The organism is Micromonospora coerulea, assembly GCF_016598485.1.
Lineage (GTDB): Bacteria > Actinomycetota > Actinomycetes > Mycobacteriales > Micromonosporaceae > Micromonospora > Micromonospora coerulea.
The window spans coordinates 16482-33797 of the sequence record NZ_JAEMUW010000016.1 but is presented as its reverse complement, the minus strand read 5'-3'; the positions used below and the strand labels follow the sequence as shown (position 1 = coordinate 33797).

At 74.0% G+C, this 17316-nt stretch carries 13 protein-coding genes; 6 read left to right on the top strand and 7 right to left on the bottom strand.

The features are described from left to right. Window positions 1–60: 60 nt before the first annotated feature. Window positions 61–654, top strand: coding sequence for a nucleotidyltransferase family protein (locus I8N68_RS20590; protein ID WP_200212477.1), 594 nt, complete (start codon window positions 61–63; stop codon window positions 652–654). A gap of 43 nt (window positions 655–697) precedes the next feature. Here I8N68_RS20590 and I8N68_RS20585 read toward each other — a convergent pair whose 3' ends face one another. The 6 genes from I8N68_RS20585 to I8N68_RS20560 all read right to left on the bottom strand — a co-directional run bounded on the left by I8N68_RS20585 (window position 698) and on the right by I8N68_RS20560 (window position 9574). Then, on the bottom strand, window positions 698–1618 hold the full coding sequence (locus I8N68_RS20585; RefSeq protein ID WP_200212475.1) for an amidohydrolase family protein: 921 nt from the start codon (window positions 1616–1618) through the stop codon (window positions 698–700). Then, a complete protein-coding gene (locus tag I8N68_RS20580; RefSeq protein WP_200212473.1) occupies window positions 1618–2427 on the bottom strand; it encodes a metal-dependent hydrolase in 810 nt (269 codons plus the stop codon). The genes I8N68_RS20585 and I8N68_RS20580 overlap by 1 nt, the downstream gene beginning before the upstream one ends. A 100-nt stretch (window positions 2428–2527) precedes the next feature. Next, entirely contained in the window at window positions 2528–4081 is a 1554-nt protein-coding gene (locus tag I8N68_RS20575; RefSeq protein WP_200212816.1) for a serine/threonine-protein kinase, read from the bottom strand. Between the two features lie 142 nt (window positions 4082–4223). Continuing rightward, window positions 4224–6077: a serine/threonine-protein kinase gene (locus tag I8N68_RS20570; protein ID WP_200212471.1), complete on the bottom strand. Its 1854-nt coding sequence runs from the start codon at window positions 6075–6077 to the stop codon at window positions 4224–4226. 79 nt (window positions 6078–6156) lie between these two features. Then, on the bottom strand, window positions 6157–7488 hold the full coding sequence (locus I8N68_RS20565) for a glycosyltransferase family 4 protein (RefSeq protein WP_200212469.1): 1332 nt from the start codon (window positions 7486–7488) through the stop codon (window positions 6157–6159). Window positions 7489–7633: 145 nt separating this feature from the next. Next, window positions 7634–9574 carry an amylo-alpha-1,6-glucosidase gene (locus I8N68_RS20560; protein ID WP_200212467.1) on the bottom strand — a complete coding sequence of 647 codons (1941 nt, stop codon included), beginning with the start codon at window positions 9572–9574 and terminating at the stop codon, window positions 7634–7636. A 42-nt stretch (window positions 9575–9616) separates the two neighbouring features. On the opposite strand from I8N68_RS20560, the gene I8N68_RS20555 reads away from it, so the two are divergent. Continuing rightward, a complete protein-coding gene (locus tag I8N68_RS20555) occupies window positions 9617–12322 on the top strand; it encodes an MGH1-like glycoside hydrolase domain-containing protein (RefSeq protein WP_200212465.1) in 2706 nt (901 codons plus the stop codon). 40 nt (window positions 12323–12362) lie between these two features. Here the strand turns inward: I8N68_RS20555 and I8N68_RS20550 are convergent, their stop codons facing one another. Beyond that, window positions 12363–13712: a hypothetical protein gene (locus tag I8N68_RS20550; RefSeq protein ID WP_200212463.1), complete on the bottom strand. Its 1350-nt coding sequence runs from the start codon at window positions 13710–13712 to the stop codon at window positions 12363–12365. A 216-nt stretch (window positions 13713–13928) separates the two neighbouring features. Here I8N68_RS20550 and I8N68_RS20545 point away from each other — a divergent pair, with 216 nt between their 5' ends. The 4 genes from I8N68_RS20545 to I8N68_RS20530 all read left to right on the top strand — a co-directional run bounded on the left by I8N68_RS20545 (window position 13929) and on the right by I8N68_RS20530 (window position 17281). Beyond that, window positions 13929–14627, top strand: a complete 699-nt coding sequence (locus I8N68_RS20545; protein ID WP_200212462.1) for an HAD family hydrolase — start codon at window positions 13929–13931, stop codon at window positions 14625–14627. A gap of 21 nt (window positions 14628–14648) precedes the next feature. Then, entirely contained in the window at window positions 14649–15434 is a 786-nt protein-coding gene (locus tag I8N68_RS20540; protein ID WP_200212461.1) for a DUF4184 family protein, read from the top strand. Between the two features lie 395 nt (window positions 15435–15829). After that, window positions 15830–16420 carry a hypothetical protein gene (locus I8N68_RS20535; RefSeq protein ID WP_200212460.1) on the top strand — a complete coding sequence of 197 codons (591 nt, stop codon included), beginning with the start codon at window positions 15830–15832 and terminating at the stop codon, window positions 16418–16420. Between the two features lie 144 nt (window positions 16421–16564). Next, the gene (locus I8N68_RS20530) at window positions 16565–17281 is read left to right on the top strand and encodes an AMIN-like domain-containing (lipo)protein (RefSeq protein ID WP_200212459.1); all 717 of its coding nucleotides are present in this window, start codon (window positions 16565–16567) and stop codon (window positions 17279–17281) included. The last annotated feature ends 35 nt before the right edge of the window (window positions 17282–17316 follow it).

The following is a 17316-nucleotide window of genomic DNA, read 5'->3' as shown; positions in this document are numbered from 1 at the left end:
CGTGCCGTGCTGGTGGGCCCCGTCGACAGTGGAGGTGGCCCGCTGAGCCGGATCGCAGGAATGATCATCGCAGCCGGCGGGGGGCGCCGCATCGGTGGACCCGAAGCGTTGCTGCACCAGGGGGAGAAGCCCCTGGTGAACCGGCTGATCAACACGATGACCGAGGCAGGCTGCGGGCAGATCGTGGTCGTGCTGGGCGCGGCGGCCGACCAGGTCCGCCAGACGACCGACCTGACCGGGGCGACCGTGGTGGTCAACCGCGCGTGGGGAACCGGAGTCGGCTCCTCGATCCGCGCCGGCCTGGCCGCGCTGTCCGACGAGGAGGTCGAGGCGGTCGTGGTCGTACCGGTGGACATGCCGGGGCTGACCGCCAGGGCGGTCCGGCGGGTGGCTGCGCTGCCGTACCCCGACGTGTTGGTCTGCGCGACGTACGACGGGTTGCGCGGCTACCCGATGCTCTTCGGCCGCCGGCACTGGGCGGGCATCGCGACCCTGGCCAGCGCCGACGTCGGCGCCCGGCCGTACCTGCTGGCGCACAAGGACCAGATCGTCGACATCTCCTGCGACTCGGTGGCCGACGGCAGCCGGGTGGACAGCCCGGAGCTGATGGCGCTCTACGGGCTCACCGTCCCCGAGCAGCGGGTCGGCGTCTAGGCCGCCCTGGACTGCGGCACACCCGAGCGGCCCACGGCGCGGGTCAGCCGAGGTCGAACAGCTCGGCGGCGTTGCCCCAGCAGACCGCCCGCAGCCAGTCGTCGCCGAGGTCGAGCCGGGCCAGCCCGGTGAGCTGCTCGGCGTACGGGTAGGGGATGTTCGGGAAGTCGCTGCCCAGCAGCACCTTGCCGGCCAGCCCCAGCTCGCGAAGGCGCGGCAGTTCCCCGGCGGGGAAGGGCATGAACCGGTCGAAGAACGAGGTGAACGCCATCGTGGTGTCCAACCGCACCCGCTCGTACTTCTCCGCCAGGTCGAGGAACGCCGGGTAGTCCGGCGCGCCCAGGTGGGCCACCACCGCGGTCAGCCCGGGATGCCGGGCGAGCAGCGCGGCGAACGGCTCCGGACCGGTGTGCGCGGTCCCGACCGGCGCGTGCCCGGCGTGCACCACCACCGGTACGCCCGCGTCGGCGAGCAGCCCCCACACCGGGTCCAGCGCCGGGTCGGTGGGGAGGAACCCGCCGACCTGGAGGTGCACCTTGAACACCCGGGCGCCCTCGGCCAGGGCCGCGGTGACGTACCGGACGGCGTCCGGCTCCGGGTAGCAGGTCGCCGAGGGCAGGCAGCCCGGCGTGGCCCGGGCGAAGTCGAGGGTCCACCGGTTCAGCGCCTCGGCCATTCCCGGCCGGTGCGCGTACGCCAGCGCGCTGAACGCCCGCACGCCCAGCCGCCGCAGGTGCGCCACCCGCTCCGCGTCACTCCATCGGTACCGGATCGGCCACTCGGTGCCGACCAGCGGCCCGGCCGCGTCGAAGTACGCCCACACCTTGCGCAGCAGTCGCGGCGGCAGGAAGTGCACGTGCACGTCGGCCAGCCCGGGCAGGCCCAGCCCCCGCCAGAACGCCGGCACCGTCGCGTCCTCGACCGGCGGTCGCGGTTCACCGGCCGGAACGATGCGGGAGGCCATCACATCTCGATGTTGAACCGGTGCAGCACGGACGGCGCGACCAGCCCCACCGCGGCGAGCACTGCCAGCACGGTCAGCGCGGCCCGCAGCACGATCACCTCGGCCTTGCTGCCGGTGCGCAGGGCGATGCCGTTGGGCAGGCCGACCATCATCCACATCCGGCGCTTGATCGGGATCGGCCAGAGGATCGGCACGCCGGCCCGGGTGATCATGTCGCCGAGGATGTGCACGAAACAGCCCACCCCGACCGCCAGCCCGATCAGCGGATAGCCCCGGTCGCCCGGCAGGTTCGCGAAGGTGAACCAGGCGGCGCCGGCCGACGCCAGCGTCACGATCACCCAGCCGGCGCGCTCGGCCCACTCGTCGAAGAGCCCGCGCAGGGCCAGCCCGATCATGAAGAAGAGGATGCTGACCACCGCCCACTTGCCGTAGTGGGCGCAGAGCGTGGTGGTGCCCCAGCCGACCAGCCCGGTGAACGGGAGGGTGTGGGTCAGCGTCCGGTGCCCGTTGTTCCGCCGCGGGTCCTTGCTGAGCTTCGTGGCGTAGTAGACGCCCAGCGAGATCTTCTCCATCACCTCGGCGACGAAGAGGCTGAACACGCCGAAGGTCCGGGCGACCGTCGCCCCGCCCTGGTTGCGGGTCACCTTGCCGGAGAGATCGAGGTCGGGGAAGAGCGCACCGCCCGCGCAGACCGCGGTCCCCACCGCGAGCGCCAGCGGCGTCTGGTGGTAGTCGGCGAACTGGTCCAGCGCCCACGACCCGGTCAGCCACACCGCCGCGCCGGACAGCGCGTGCGACGGTCCCATCATGTCGGCTCGCCCTCCCAGAGATCTTGATCGCCAAAACTACGTCACTGTAGTCAGCCCCGGTCATCAGGGGCATCACCCGGACGGTCCACTGAGGAGGGGCTCAGGAACCGGGCCGGAAACTCTGCCGGATCATCAGGAAGTATGTCGCGTTGACCTGCCAGTCGAACTCCTTGGTCAGCCATGACACGGTGTAGGCGCGGGTCGGCGAGACGGACACCAGCAGCCGGGCGCTGTGCACCTTGTCGCCGGCCCCGGTGACCCAACCGCACTCCCAGACGGCCCCGCCCCGGTACAGGTCGAGCGGCGCGATCTCCACCCGCTGGTACCCGGCCAGCGCCCCGCTGCCGGTGAGCCGGCGCTCCTCGGCCCGCCAGTGGGCGACCGGGTCGGCCGGCACCGCCCCGGCGCCCACGCTGAGCACCCGGGACCCGCCCGGTTCCCGGAAGCAGGTGGCGGAGCCGTCGGCCCAGCGCAGCCAGTCGACCGGGGCGGCGATCCGGAACCCGGACGGGTCCACGTACCAGGTCCAGTCGGGGATCAGGGCGTACCGCTCCCCGGTGGGGGCGGGCGCGGAGCGGACCGGGGTGGCGCCGGCCGGCGGGGGAGTCGCGCAGGCGAAGGCCGCGGGGCGGGCCAGAGGGGTGGCCCCCGTCCCGGCGGCCGGCGCCGGCTCGTCCCGGTCACGCAGCGCCAGCACCGCTCCGGCAGCGACGAGCAGCGCGGCGACCGCGCCGAGCGCCACCCACCGCCGCCGGCGCGCCAGCGGTCCGTCCGGTCGCGGCCCGGCGGGCGTCCCCGACCGGGGTACGGCCGGCGCGTCTTCGGCCGGATCGGCGGCGCTGCTCGCCGACCGTCCGGTCCGGCTCACCGGCCGCCGAGCGCCGCCCGCCGGCACTGGCTGCTCCGTGGCCGCCGCCCGCAGCAGCGGTTCCACCTGCGCGGCGGTCAGCCGGTGCTCGGGGTCGCGGCTCAGCAGCCCGGCCAGCGCCGGCCGCAGCGGGCCCGCCCGACGCATCGGGTCGGGCGGCTCGGTGGCCAGCGCGCTCAGCGTGGCCATCGCGCTGTCCCGGGCGTACGGGGAGTGCCCCTCCACCGCCGCGTAGAGCGTGGCCCCCAGCGACCAGAGGTCGGTACGCGGGTCGGACACCCCGGACCGGGCCCGCTCCGGGGCGACGAACTGCGGTGAGCCGAGCACCAGGCCCGGCCCGGTCAGCGCGCCGTCCCCGCCGGTGAAGGTGGCCAGCCCGAAGTCGGTCAGCACCACCCGGCCGTCGCGGCCCACCAGCACGTTGTGCGGCTTGACGTCCCGATGCAGCACTCCGGCGGAGTGCGCGGCGCGCAGCGCGGCCAGTACCGCCAGCCCGATCTCGGCGGTCCGCTGCGGCGACAACGGCCCGTCGTCGTCCACCAGCTCCTGCAGGGAGCGGGAGGGCACGTACTCCATGACGATCCACGGGCCGCCCCGGTCGTGCACCACGTCGTAGATGCGGACCACGTGGGGGTGGTTCAGCCGGGCGGCGGTACGCGCTTCGCGCAGCGTGCGCAGCCGCAACTCGTCCCGTTCCGGCTCGGCCAGCCAGACGGGCGGGACGAGCTCCTTCACCGCCACGTCGCGGTGCAGCATCTCGTCGCGGGCCAGCCAGACCCGGCCCATCCCGCCGGACCCCACCTGGTCGAGCAGCCGGTACCGCCCGGCCACCAGCAGCTGCAGCACGTCGGCGCCCCCTCGGCCACTCCCGGTCCACGATAGTCAGCGGTCGGTGGTTTCTCACCCGCCGCCGGCGCCAGCGGCCCGCTCAGCCCGCCGAGGGGGTGGTGCGGCCCGTCCGGAAGCTCTGCCGCAGGCGGGTCAGGTCGGCGCGGCCGGCGTCCCAGTCGCCGTCCAACGTGGTCCAGACCAGCGCCCAGCCTTCGGCGTCCGTGGGAAGGATGCGCAGGGCGTGCGGGGTCTCCCCGTTCGGCGCCGTCCACCGGAACTCCCACTCGACACTGCCGGCTGCGGCGTCGAGCCGGACCTCGTCGTAGCCGGGGAGCTGGCCGGCTCGGATCAGCTGCTGCTCCGCGTTCCGCAACTGGTCCACCGGATCACCGTCGCCTGCCCGGTACGGCTCGACGGTCAGGATGCGGCGGGTGGCCGGATCCTGGAAGCAGGCCGCGTTGCCCTCGCGGGTGTACCGCCAGGTCGCCGGCACGGCGATCCGGAAGCCGCTCGCGTCGGCGTGCCAGATCCACGCCGCCGGCAGGGCGGACTCCTCGTCGGCGGGCGGCGACCCGGCCGCCACCGGCTCGCCCACCACATCCGGCCGGATGCACGGGAACGGCGGCGGCGGCACCCGGCGTCCGTCCGGCGGGCCGGGGCGGCCCGGGCCGGGCCCGGGTGGGTAACCGGCCGGCGGCTGCCCGTGCGGCTCACCCGGCCCCGTCGCGGTGGACGCGCCGCCGGGGTCGCGGGTGACCGCGAGCGCGGTGCCGACCCCGGCCGCCACGGCCAGCACCAGGGCGGCCGCCGCGAGTCCCCAGCGCCGGGCGGCGGCCCGACCGCGACCCCGGGCCGGCGGGCCGGCGGCGGTACCGCCGGGTCCGGTCGCCGATGGCACCCCGGCGGCGGGGGAGAGCAGCGTGGTCGGATCGTCGTCCCGGGCGCCGGCGGGTCCGCGGCCGGTGGCGGGCGACGGTGTCCCGGGGCGGGCGGCCCGGGCCCATGCCGTGGCCGTGGCCGCCGCCGAGGCGCCACCCGGGTTCGGGCTCTCGACCGGCGTGACCGGCGGTGTTCCGGTGCTGTCCCAGCTCGGCGTGCCCGGCCCCGGCGGGCGGGCCGGAGTGCCGGGCGGGACGTCGGCGGCGGCGGCGACCGCGAGCAGCCGCCCCGCCTCGTCGTGCCGGATCCGCTGCCCGGGGTCGCGGCAAAGCAGGCCGTTGAGCACCGGCTCCAGCGGGCCGGCGTGCGGCGCCGGGTCCGGCGGCTGGCTGGCGAGCGCGGTCAGGGTGGCCATGGCGGTGCTCCGGGCGTACGGTGACCGCCCCTCCACCGCGGTGTGCAGCGTCGCGCCGAGTGACCAGAGGTCGGCCTCGACACTGGACACCCCCTCGGCGGCGCGCTCGGGGGCGACGTACTGGGGGGAGCCGAGGACCAGGCCCGGGCGGGTCATCAGCCCGTCCCCGCCGTCGAAGACGGCCAGCCCGAAGTCGGTGAGCAGCACCCGGCCGTCGGTGGCCAGCAGCACGTTCGCCGGTTTGACGTCGCGGTGCAGCACCCCCGCGGCGTGCGCGGCGCGCAGCGCGGACAGCAGCGCCAGCCCGATGCCGGCGGCCCGCCGGGGATCCAGCGGACCCGTGTCGTCCACGATGTCCTGTAGCGAACGGGACGACACGTACTCCATCACCAGCCACGGGTCCCCGTCGACGAGGACCACGTCGTAGACCCGGACCACGTGCGGGTGGCTGAGCCGGGCGGCCGTTCGAGCCTCGCGCAGGGTGCGCGAGCGCAGCTCGTCCCGTTCACCGTCGGCGAGCCAGGCCGGCGGGACGACCTGCTTCACCGCCACCTCGCGGTGCAGGACCTCGTCCCGGGCGAGCCAGACCCGCCCCATCCCGCCGCGGCCGACCAGTTCGAGCAGGCGGTACCGGCGCGCGATCACTACCTGCTGCACGGTTCTCCTCACCGCTGGTCGACGTCCACCTTAGCCAACGGATCGGGTATGACCTATCGGACGTCAGGGCGGTGCCGGCTCAGCAGGCGGCCCCCTCCGAGGTCAGCAGATTCCCGTCCGGGATGGCGATCCGGGGGCGACCACCGGCCAGCAGGGCGGCGACCCGACGGGCCTGGAACGACCCGTGCTCCCGCCGGGCGGCGGCGTAGCTGGTGGCGGTGCGGGCGGCGATGGTGCACCAGCCGTACCGCTCGGCGACCATGGTGCGGGCCCGCCGGGCCACCCGCCGCGCGAACACCTCGTCGCCGAGGAGCTGGTTGACCGCGCCGGCGAGGGCCCCCGGGTCGCTGTGCGGGAAGGTCACCCCGGTCACGCCGGACTCGACGATCTCGGCCAGCCCGCCGGTGCGGGCCACCGCGAGTGGCGCCCCGGCGGCGGCCGCCTCCAGGGCGATCATGCCGAACGGTTCGTAGAGGCTGGGGATCACGGTGGCGTCGGTGGCGCCGAGCACCGCCGGCAGTTGGGTCGAGTCCAGGAAGCCGGCGAAGCGCACGGTGTCGTCGAGGCGTAGCCGCCGCGCCTCGGCGACCAGTTCCTCCCGGTACGGCCCGTCGCCGGCGATCACCACCCGCAGCCCCGGGTGCCGGTCCCGCAGGTACGGCACGGCGTGCACGAGGTGCTGCACGCCCTTCTCGTAGACCAGCCGGCCGGCGTACCCGACCAGCGGGCCGTCCCCGGCGTAGCGGGCCCGGGCGGCGGCGACCGCTCGCGGCCGGGCGTGCCAGGCCCGGTCGTCGACCCCGTTGGGGACCACGTCGATCCGCCCGGGCGGTACGTCGAAGAGCCGGTGCACCTGGTCGCGCATGTACCCGGAGCAGGCGATCACCCGGGCCGAGGCGTTGCTCAGCCAGTGTTCGACGCCGTGGATGGTGCGGTTCATCTCCGCCGGCAGCCAGCCCTGGTGCCGGCCGGCCTCGGTGGCGTGGATGGTGGTGACCAGTGGCAGGTCGAGGTGTTCGGCGAGGGTGACCGCGGTGTGCGCGACCAGCCAGTCGTGGGCGTGGAGGACGTCGTACGGGCCGGACTCGGCGGCGCGCAGGGCGGTCCGGGTGAGGGTGTGGTTGAAGGCCATCGTCCAGGCCAGCAGCGAGCCGGTCGCGAGGGGGAAGGCGACCGGGTCCTCGGGGGCCCGCAGGATCCGGACGCCGTCGGCGTACTCCTCCAGCGGCGCGCCCTCGGCGTGCCGGGTGACGACGGTGACCTCGTGGCCGGCGGCGGCCAGGGCCGCGGAGAGCGCGTGCACGTGGCGGCCGAGCCCACCGACGAGCACGGGCGGGTACTCCCAGGAGAGCATCAGCACCCGCTGGTGCCGGGCGGGGTTGATGTCGATCACGTCGGCGTCAGGTGACATGCGGCGGCCCCCTTTGAGTTGTTCCCTCGCCGCGCGACGGCCGGCACCTCGCCGGGTGCCCGTCGTCCCGCCCGGGTCGGGGCCAATCCTGCCGAACGGTCGATAACCAGCGGAGACGCGGTCGTTGCCGGTGTGTAACGCGTGTCTATCCGGCCCGCCGGACCCGCAGCAGCTCGGCGACCGACCAGGCCTGGAACGGGCAGCCGGTCGCGGCGTGCGGCGCGAGCCCGTCGGCCGTCTCACTCACCGATCCCAGGCCAAATTCCCGCAAATGGCCCTCAAGCCCCACCAAAAGGCCATCGGTGGGCAGTCCGGCCCGGCGGTGCGCGTCGACGAGCGGCCCGATCAGCCACGGCCAGACGGTGCCCTGGTGGTAGCCGCCGTCCCGCTCCGCCGGACCGCCCCGGTGCCGGCCCACGAAGCCCGGCGAGTCCGGGGCGAGGCTGCGCGGCCCGAGCGGGGTGAACAGTCCCGCCGTGATCCGCCGCAGCGCCGCCTCGTTTGGTTCCAGTGGGGCATACGGCAGCGACCAGGCGAGCAGCTGGTTCGGGCGGAGCAGATCGTCGTCGTGGTACGCCGCCCCGCCCAGCGGATACGCCGGCGCCGGGCCGTCCACCACGTCGTGCAGCCACCCGGCCGGCGCCGGGAACCGCTTCCGGAACGCGGCGCCCGCCCTGGTGTGCAGCCCCCACAGCGCGCCGGCGTCCCGGCCCACCATTTCGGTCAGCTCGGCCAGGCCGGCCAACCCGTTCACCCAGAGCGCGTTGACCTCCACCGGCTTGCCCGTCCGCGGGGTCACCGGCACCCCGTACACCCGGGCGTCCATCCAGGTCAACGCCACGCCCGGGGGGCCGCCCTGGGTGATCAGCCCGTCCGCCGGGTCGACCATGATGCCGTACCGGGTGCCGGCCAGGTGCGCCTCGACCACGGCGTGCAGCGCGGGCAGCAGCTCGTCGCCGAGGTCGGTGTCTCCGGTGACGGTCACGTGCCGGCTCACCGCGTGCAGGAACCACAGCGTCCCGTCGACCGTGTTGTACTCCACCCGCCCGGTGTCGGCGGTGTTCGCCAGCATGCCCTGCGACAGCGTCGCCGCGTACGACCGCAGCAGCTCCCGCCCCTCGTCGGCCCGGTTGGTGCCGAGGAAGAGTCCCTCGTACGAGATCATCGTGTCCCGCGACCAGGCACCGAACCACGGGTAACCGGCGACCACGTCGGGGCCGGTGGCGGTGCGCACCACGAATGCGTCCGCGGCGAGGGCGAGCGTGGCCGCCACCGCGTCGGCCGGCTTCGCCGCGGCCACCACCGCCCGGTTGCGCCGCCGGGCGGCCGCAACCACCGCGGTCGCCGCGGCCGGCTCCTCGGCCAGGTCGTCCGCCCAGGCCAGCACGGAGACGGTGTCGCCCGGTGCGGCCAGCACGCCGGAGAAGCGGCCGGCGTACCAGAGATCCTCGTCCGGGTTGAGCCCGCGGGCCGCCTCCTCCCGGTGGTGCACGCCCAGCCACCACTGCCCCTCGGGGGTCCAGTCCGGGCCGGCCAACCGGAACGCGCCCTCCACCACGGCCCCGCCGGCGGCCGGCTCCATCCGGGGGGTCGGCCCGTCCGCCCGGCGCTCGCCGTGCGCGTCCCGCCAGGTGCAGACCGCGGCCAGGTCCAGCCGGACCGGGCCGCCCGACACCAGCCGGTGCACCACCGCCACGCAGGAGCGGCCGTACGCCATGGCGATCTCCCGCTCGATCACCACGTCGCCGATCCGCCACCGCCAGCGCGGCACCCCGTCGACGAGGGCGAACCGCTCCAGCTGCTCGAAGCCGCGCGGGTCCACCTCACCGGAGGCCCACTCGTGGGCGCCGAGGCGGACCCGGGCACCGGAGGGCAGGGTGACCGCCGGGTCCAGGCTGACCAGCCCGACCCGGCGGGTCGCCGGCCGGTCGCCGGCCACCACCAGCAGCCCGTGGTAGCGGCGGGTCCGCAGCCCGCTCACCGTGCCCATCGCGTAGCCGCCCCGGCCGTCCGGGATCAGCCATTCCCGGGTGGCCGCGCTGGCCAACTCGCCGCAGACCTGCGTACCGAAACCAATGTCGATCAATTTTCCTCCACCGGCGGCGAGGTGCAATACGCCACGACGACAATGGCCGCTGTGGTGATGTACCCCGGCGGCGTCGAAGATGTGCAGGTGATCACTGACCGTCCGACCTCCGCGGCCCCCGACCCCGAGCGGCTCCGGCTCGCCCAGGCCGATGCCGGGGAGCAGGACTGGCGCGCATGGGGTCCCTATCTGTCCGAGCGGGCGTGGGGGACGGTTCGGGAGGACTACAGCGAACACGGCACGGCGTGGGACTACTTCCCCCACGATCACGCGCGCTCCCGAGCCTACCGGTGGAACGAGGACGGCATGGCGGGCGTCTGCGACGACCGGCAGACCTTCTGCTTCGCCCTGGCGCTGTGGAACGGGAAGGATCCGATCCTCAAGGAGCGGATGTTCGGGCTCGGCGGCGACGGCGGCAACCACGGCGAGGACGTCAAGGACTACTGGTGGTACGAGGACTCCACCCCCACCCACTCCTTCATGCGCTGGCGGTACCACTACCCCCAGGCCGCGTTCCCGTACGACGAGCTGGTCGCGGTCAACGCGCTGCGCGGCCGGGACGACACCGAGTACGAGCTGGTCGACACGGGGATCTTCGACGACGACCGGTACTGGGCGGTGACCGTCGACTACGCCAAGGCGTCGCCGACCGACATGTGCGTCCTGGTGACGGTCGCCAACCGGTCCGACCGGGCCGAGCGGCTGCACGTGCTGCCGTCGCTGTGGTTCCGTAACACCTGGGCGTGGGGGCTGCCCGGCGGCGACCGGGTGCCGAAGCTGGTCGGCGAGGACGCCCGGCTGGTCGGCGAGCACTGGGTGCTCGGCCAGCTCCTGCTCGAGGGCGACGGCGCGCCCACCCCGCTGCTCTGCGACAACGACAGCAACGCCGAGCGGCTCTGGGGGCTGCCGGGCCGGTCGTCGTACCCGAAGGACGGCATCAACGACCACGTCGTGGCCGGCGCGGCCACCGTCAACCCGGACCGGATCGGGACCAAGGGCGCCCTGCACTACGTCCTCGACGTGCCGGCCGGCGGGCAGCGGCAGATCCGGCTGCGGCTGACCCGGACGGCCCCGCCGCCGCCGGCGGTCGCCCCGCCGCCGCCGGCCGACCTGGGCGACGGCTTCGACGCGGTGCTCTGGGCCCGGCGGGCCGAGGCCAACCGGTTCTTCGACAGCGTCATCCCGACCGCCGCGAGCGCCGACGAGGCCCTGGTCGCCCGGCAGGCCATCGCCGGGCTGATGTGGGGCAAGCAGTTCTACCACTTCGACGCCAAGCGGTGGCTGGAGGGCGATCCGGGCTCGACGCCACCGCCGGCCGGGCGGCGGCACGGGCGCAACAGCGCCTGGTGGCACATGAACAGCTTCGACGTGATCTCCATGCCGGACCCGTGGGAGTACCCCTGGTACGCCGCCTGGGACCTGGCGTTCCACTGCGTCACCATCGCCCGGGTCGATCCGGGCTTCGCCAAGGAGCAGCTGCTGCTCCTGCTGCGCGAGTGGTACCTGCACCCCAACGGGCAGATCCCGGCGTACGAGTGGGCGTTCGGGGACGTGAACCCGCCGGTGCACGCCTGGGCGGCGCTGAAGGTCTTCGAGATCGACGGGTCACGCGACCACGAGTTCCTGGCCCGGGTGATGCACAAGCTGCTGCTCAACTTCACCTGGTGGGTGAACCGCAAGGACACCGGAGGCAACAACGTCTTCGAGGGTGGCTTCCTCGGGCTGGACAACGTGGGCCCGTTCGACCGCTCGGCCGCGCTGCCGGTGGCCGGGGTGCTGGAGCAGTCCGACGGCACCGCGTGGATGGCCATGTACGCCCTCAACATGCTCGACATGGCCATCGTGCTGGCCGAGCACGACCGGGCGTACGTGGACACCGCGACGAAGTTCTTCGAGCACTTCGCGTATATCGCCGCGGCCGCGTACGACCAGGGGCTGTGGGACGACGAGGACGCCTTCTTCTACGACGTGCTGCGGCTGGCCGACGGCAGCCAGGTCCCGCTGAAGGTCCGCTCGGTGGTCGGCCTGCTGCCGCTCGCGGCGACCACCCGGCTCACCGCGCGGACCCTGCACCGGCTGCCCGAGCTGGGCGCCCGGCTGCGCTGGTTCCTCACCAACCGCCCCGAGTACGCCGACGTGATCGGCGCCCGCCGGCTGGGCCCGGACGGCCGCCAGCAGCGGTTGCTGTCGATGGTCGGGCCGGACCAGGTGGTGCGGCTGCTCGCCCGGATGCTGGACACCGACGAGTTCCTCTCCGAGTACGGCCTGCGCACGCTGAGCCGCGCGCACCTGGACAAGCCCTTCTCGGTGACCCTGGCCGGGCAGGAGTTCTGCGTCGGCTACGAGCCGGCCGAGTCGACCAGCGGGTTGTTCGGCGGCAACTCCAACTGGCGCGGTCCGATCTGGATGCCGACCAACTTCCTGCTGATCAGCGCGCTGCGCGACTACGCCGCCTTCTTCGGCGACGATCTCCAGGTCGAGTACCCGACCCGGTCCGGGCAGAAGCGGACCCTCGACGAGATCGCCGACGACCTCTCCGCCCGGTTGATCGCGCTGTTCACCCGGGACGGCTGGGGCCGCCGACCGATCTACGGGGCGGCCCAGCTCTTCCAGACCCACCCGGACTGGCGGGACCTGATCTGCTTCCCGGAGTACTTCCACGGCGACAACGGCGCCGGCCTGGGGGCCTGGCACCAGACCGGGTGGACCGCGCTGGTGGCCGACCTGATCCTCACCCTGCGCCGCTGACCGGCCGGGGGCGGGCCGGACGGCCCGCCCCCGGCGCGGTTCAGGGCAGCGGGAAGAAGGCCACCCGCGCGTGGTACTCGCCGGCCACGGTGACGGTGTCACTGCCGACGAACAGACCCCGGTCGGTGGCGTACAGCTCGGCGGTGCCGACGCCCCGGTCCTTGGTGGGGTTCCACGCCAGGGCCTTGCCGGTGACCGGGTGGATCGCCCCGATACCCGGGCGGGACACCGCCCCGGCTCCGGCCGAGTTGCGGCCGAACGGGTTGTCCAGCCAGCGCTGGTGCCCGCCGACGTAGACCGCCGCACCGGTGATCGCCACCGAGAGCAGGGTGTCCCCGCCGGTGTAGTTCACCCAGGTCGGCTGCTTGCCGCCGGTCGCCGCGCCGAACTCGAAGCGGGCCGCGGCGTCGCACAGCCGGCCGGTGTACATGTAGCCGGTGGTGACCGCGACGAACCAGCTGCCGTCCGGCGAGATGTCCACCCCGCGCAGGTACGACGGGAAGCTGCTCGAACAGCCCGGCTGGTACCGGTCGGTCGCCCAGCCGGAGAGCGTGGCGCCGGCGGCCGTCAGCCCCGCGACCGCGAGCTGGTGGCGGGTCTGCCCGGCCACCGTGCTGAAGTTCCCCACGAAGATCAACCGGGTGCCGTCGGCGGAGACGTCCAGGGCCTCCACCTTGACCGGGGCGGTGACCCCGGTGGCGGTGGTCCGGGGGCCGTCGAGCCGCAGGTTCACCGACGCGTCGGCGGCGCCGGTGGTCGCGTTGAGCGCCGCCAGGCCGCGACGGGTCACCCCGGCCACGGTCTGGAACGCCCCGCCCACGACCAGCCGACCGCCGACCAGCCGCATGTCGTTGACCTGGTTGTTGAGCGCGGCCGGGGCGAAGCCGGCGACCCGCGCCCCGGTGGCCGCGTCGATCCGGGCCACCCGCGGCGCGGCGGCCCCGTTGACCGAGGTGAACGCCCCACCGACGTAGAGCGACTTCCCGTCGGCGGACGCGGCGAGGGCCCGCACCGTCCCGTTGACCACCGGACGGAAGGTGGTGTCGATCCGGCCGGTGGTGGCGTCGAAGGCCACCAGCCGGGGCATGGCCATCTCCGCGGTGGCGCCCGCGTTGCGGACCTTGGTGAAGGAACCGGCCAGGTACACCCGGTTGCCGATCTGGAGGATCCGGTAGACGGTGCCGTCGAGCGCGTGTGGCGTCCAGTTCGCCGGGTCGGCGCTGACCACGGTGGTGTGCGGGGCGTTGACGGCGAGGGCCGGGGTCGCGGGGAGCGCGGTGCCCGCCGCGACGAGCGCGGCCACCAGTCCGGCGGCCGCCCTCCGCCGACGCAGGCGCCGGCCCTCCGGCCGGCCCCGGGTCGTTTGTGGATGATCACGAAAGGTCGTCATCGCCGAAGCGTCCCGCGCCGGGCCGGGTACGCGCAGTCGGGTTCCCGCCGCCGGTGCCTCAGCGTTCGGCCAGTTCCCACCGGCCGTCCGGCCGGCCCGGGGGTCCTTCCCGCGCCACCCGGGCGCCGTCCGCGCCGCCGCGTCCGGAAACCCGGCTGTCCCGGCGGCCCGGGTGCAGTAGCGTGTCCCGGTCCAGCACACGGAAGGGGTGACACGATGCCACAGCGCCGGGACGCGACGGTGCTCATCTTCGACGCCGACGACACGCTCTGGGAGAACAACGTCCTCTTCGAGCGGGTGATCGACGACTTCCTGGACTGGCTGGAGCACCCCACGCTGGACCGCACCGAGATCCGGGCCGTCCTCGACGACATCGAGCGGGCCAACGCGGTCGCGCACGGCTACGGCAGCAAGGTCTTCCTGCGCAGCCTGGCGGAGTGCCTGGAGCGGTTGCGCGCGCGGCCAGCCACCGAGCGGGAGCGTACCGAGCTCGACGAGCTGGCCGCGGCGCTGGTCGGCCACAGCGTCGAGCTGATGCCGGGGGTCGCGGAGACGTTGGACGACCTGGCCACCCGCCACGAGCTGCTACTGCTCACCAAGGGGGAGCAGGAGGAGCAGCAGCGCAAGCTGGACGCGTCGGGCCTGCTGCGCCACTTCCGCGCCGCGCACATCGTGCCGGAGAAGGACGTCGACACGTACCGCTGGCTGACCGCCGAGCACGGGTTCGACCCGGCCGGGGCGTGGATGATCGGGAACTCCCCGCGGTCGGACATCCTGCCGGCCCGGGCCGCCGGCCTGAACGCGGTCTTCATCCCGAACGAGAACACCTGGGTGCTGGAGTACGACGAGCTGGACCCGACCGACAACGGGGTGGTCCGGTTGGCGGCCTTTGCGGACCTACTCCGGGTCTTCTGATCCACCGGTAACGTTCTGGTCGTGCCGCTGACCTTCCCGTCGCACCTCGCCGCGGTGCTGCCGCTGAAGCTGTGGCGTCCGCGCTGGTTCGACGGGGTGGCGCTGGCCACCGGCGCCGTGTCGCCGGACGTCGCCTACCTGTTCAGCGGCACCCGGTTCGACCTCGGGCTGCGCACCCACACGGTGGGCGGACTGCTCTGGTGGTGCCTGCCGGTGGCGCTCTGCTACGCCTGGATCGTCCGCCGGACGATCGCGGGGATCGCGGTGCACCTGCCCGGCCAGCGAGCCTTCGCCTGGCGGGACCACGCCGCGCTCGCCGGTGTCCGGCATCCCTGGCAGGTCGTCGTCTGCTCGGCGCTGCTCGGCGCGGCCAGCCACGTCGGCTGGGACCGGGTCACCCACACCGACCAGTGGCTGCGCGCCTTCGGCGTGGACTGGCACGCGCTCACCGGCATGTACTGGTGGTTCTTCGCCGACCTGCTCAGTACGGTGGTCGGTGCCGTCGTCGTGGTCGCCCTGGCGCTGCGCGCCGCGCGCCGGCATGAGATCTTTGACGGCGTACGCCCGCCGGCGCCAGTGGCCCGACCCGCCGTCTTCTGGGGGGTGGCGCTGGCCGTCACGGCCGCCGGGGCGGCGGTGCTGCCGGCGCTGCCGTACGCCACGGTGCCCGCCCCGGGCGGGGTGCGGCTGCTGCACCTGGGCGCGCTCGCGTTGATCGCCGGCGCCGCCGCGGCCGGCCGTCACGAGGCCGGTCGGGGCGCTGGGCGGACCGGTCGCTTCGTGGAGAAACAGCGTCTTTCCGGCTGAGGCTGTTACGCCGACATGCCGCATTTCAACGTTGGCATCAATCACACTCTGCCGGGTTCGGAAAAGCTTGTCCGGCCTGCGGCGGGATGCCTAACCTGGGCCCGCGTTCACGGCTCTTCGGGGTGAGTCGGGGACGCGCCGAAGTCCGGTAGTTGGGCACCGTGGAGCTGAGTGCATGCGGGCCGGCTCGCCGTGTTGAGCCCGGCGTGGGCGGCGTGCCACGCCCGCCGCGCTCGCACGGCGAATTCCGCTACCACACCGGACGGCTGGGGGTCAGGACCGGGGAGTTGCGGACCCGGTCCTGACCCGTCCCCGGCGGTTGCTCGCCCGGCCGTGACGGCTGGCCCTCCGTGCCTTGGTGATGTCCAGGGAAGCCGGGTGACAGGGAGCAGACGTTGAAGATTAACTGCGGGACGCTCCTGGTCGCTGCCGTGGCTCTCGTGGTCGCCGCTGGTTGCTTCGGAGCGGGCCCGGACTCGTCTTCGCGGCAGACCGATATCGATCTGAAGGCGGCAGACGTGGTCGGTGTGTGGCAGAACGACAAGGACGGATCCGTCCTGCAATTCGACGAGAACGGCTCGTTCGCCGCCACCAACCTGCCTTATCAGAAGTTCATCGAATTCGGGGTGCTTCCTGATGGGTTCGACGGGAAGCGCGACAAGCTCCCCGGATCCGGGCGGTGGTCGACAGACACCGCCCTCGGCTACCCCGAGGGGCCGCAGAGTGTGGTCAACCTCCGCGTCCGCGTCCTCGCTGGCAGGTCGACCGCCGGAAGCATTCCGGTCGAGGCCGAGGGGCGGGACGGTGAGACGGTCCTGGTCTTCTACGTGGGCGATCCCGATCTGAACAACCGGATCCTCTACCGGAGATGTCTGCAGGGCTGCCCGACGGTGACGCCGAAAAGTCAAGAGGCGTCCAGCGGAATCGGGGGGCTGCGGCCCGCTGGTCTTCCGGCTGAGTCGCTGGGAACCGCCGACACCGACTGATCGCGTACCCGAAGGTCACCACTGACTCCGGTTGCCGGGTGGCCCGTTGAGACGGCCCCTGTGCCAGTGCCGTGGCGACCGACCCTTCAGCCGAAATGGACGATCGCCTCTGTTGCGGATGTTCGGCCGGAGTCAGACTGAGTGATGACACCTCAGCGCGTACCACTGCTCGCCAGCCTGGTCGTGCTGCTCGCGGCGGCCGCCTGCACGACCGACCGTGACGGCGCGTCCTCGGCACCGTCGACGACGCCCGCGCCCAGCGCGACCGCCGCCACCATGCCCGCGACCAGCGGGCCTCCCACCGCACCCGCCCCCACCACCGCAGGTCCGACCGCCAGGCCGAGCCCAGCCGCGGGCGACTGGCGGGTGACGTACGGGTGGGCGGCGCCCACCACGCCGGCCCGGATCGCCCACACCGTGCGGGTGCCCGTCACCCCGGCGCCCGGCGAGCCGTTGCCCGTCCTGGTCGACATCCGGGTCGGCGACCATCCGACGGAGGGGTTCAGCCGGATCACCTTCGCCTTCCGCGGTTCGACGCCGAGCTACGAGGTGGCCCTCGTCTCGCGGGTCGAGTCCGACGGCAGCGGCGACCCGATCGACCTGCCCGGCGACGGGTACCTGTCGGTCCGCTTCGACCCGGCGCAGGGCCACCTGAACAGCGGTCGGATCAGCTACGCCGCCCCGGCCCCGGCCATCGGCTATTCGACCCTGCGCGGCTGGGCACCGGCCGGCGACTTCGAGGGACGCCTCGGCTTCGGCCTCGGGCTGCGTACCGCGGGCGCGCCGTTGCCGGTCCGACTTGCGGAGTCGACCCGGCCCGACGGGCTGCACGTGGTCTCGGTCGACGTGCGCCGGAGCTGACCGGGCACAGCGCGACCGCGCCGACACGGTGTCGG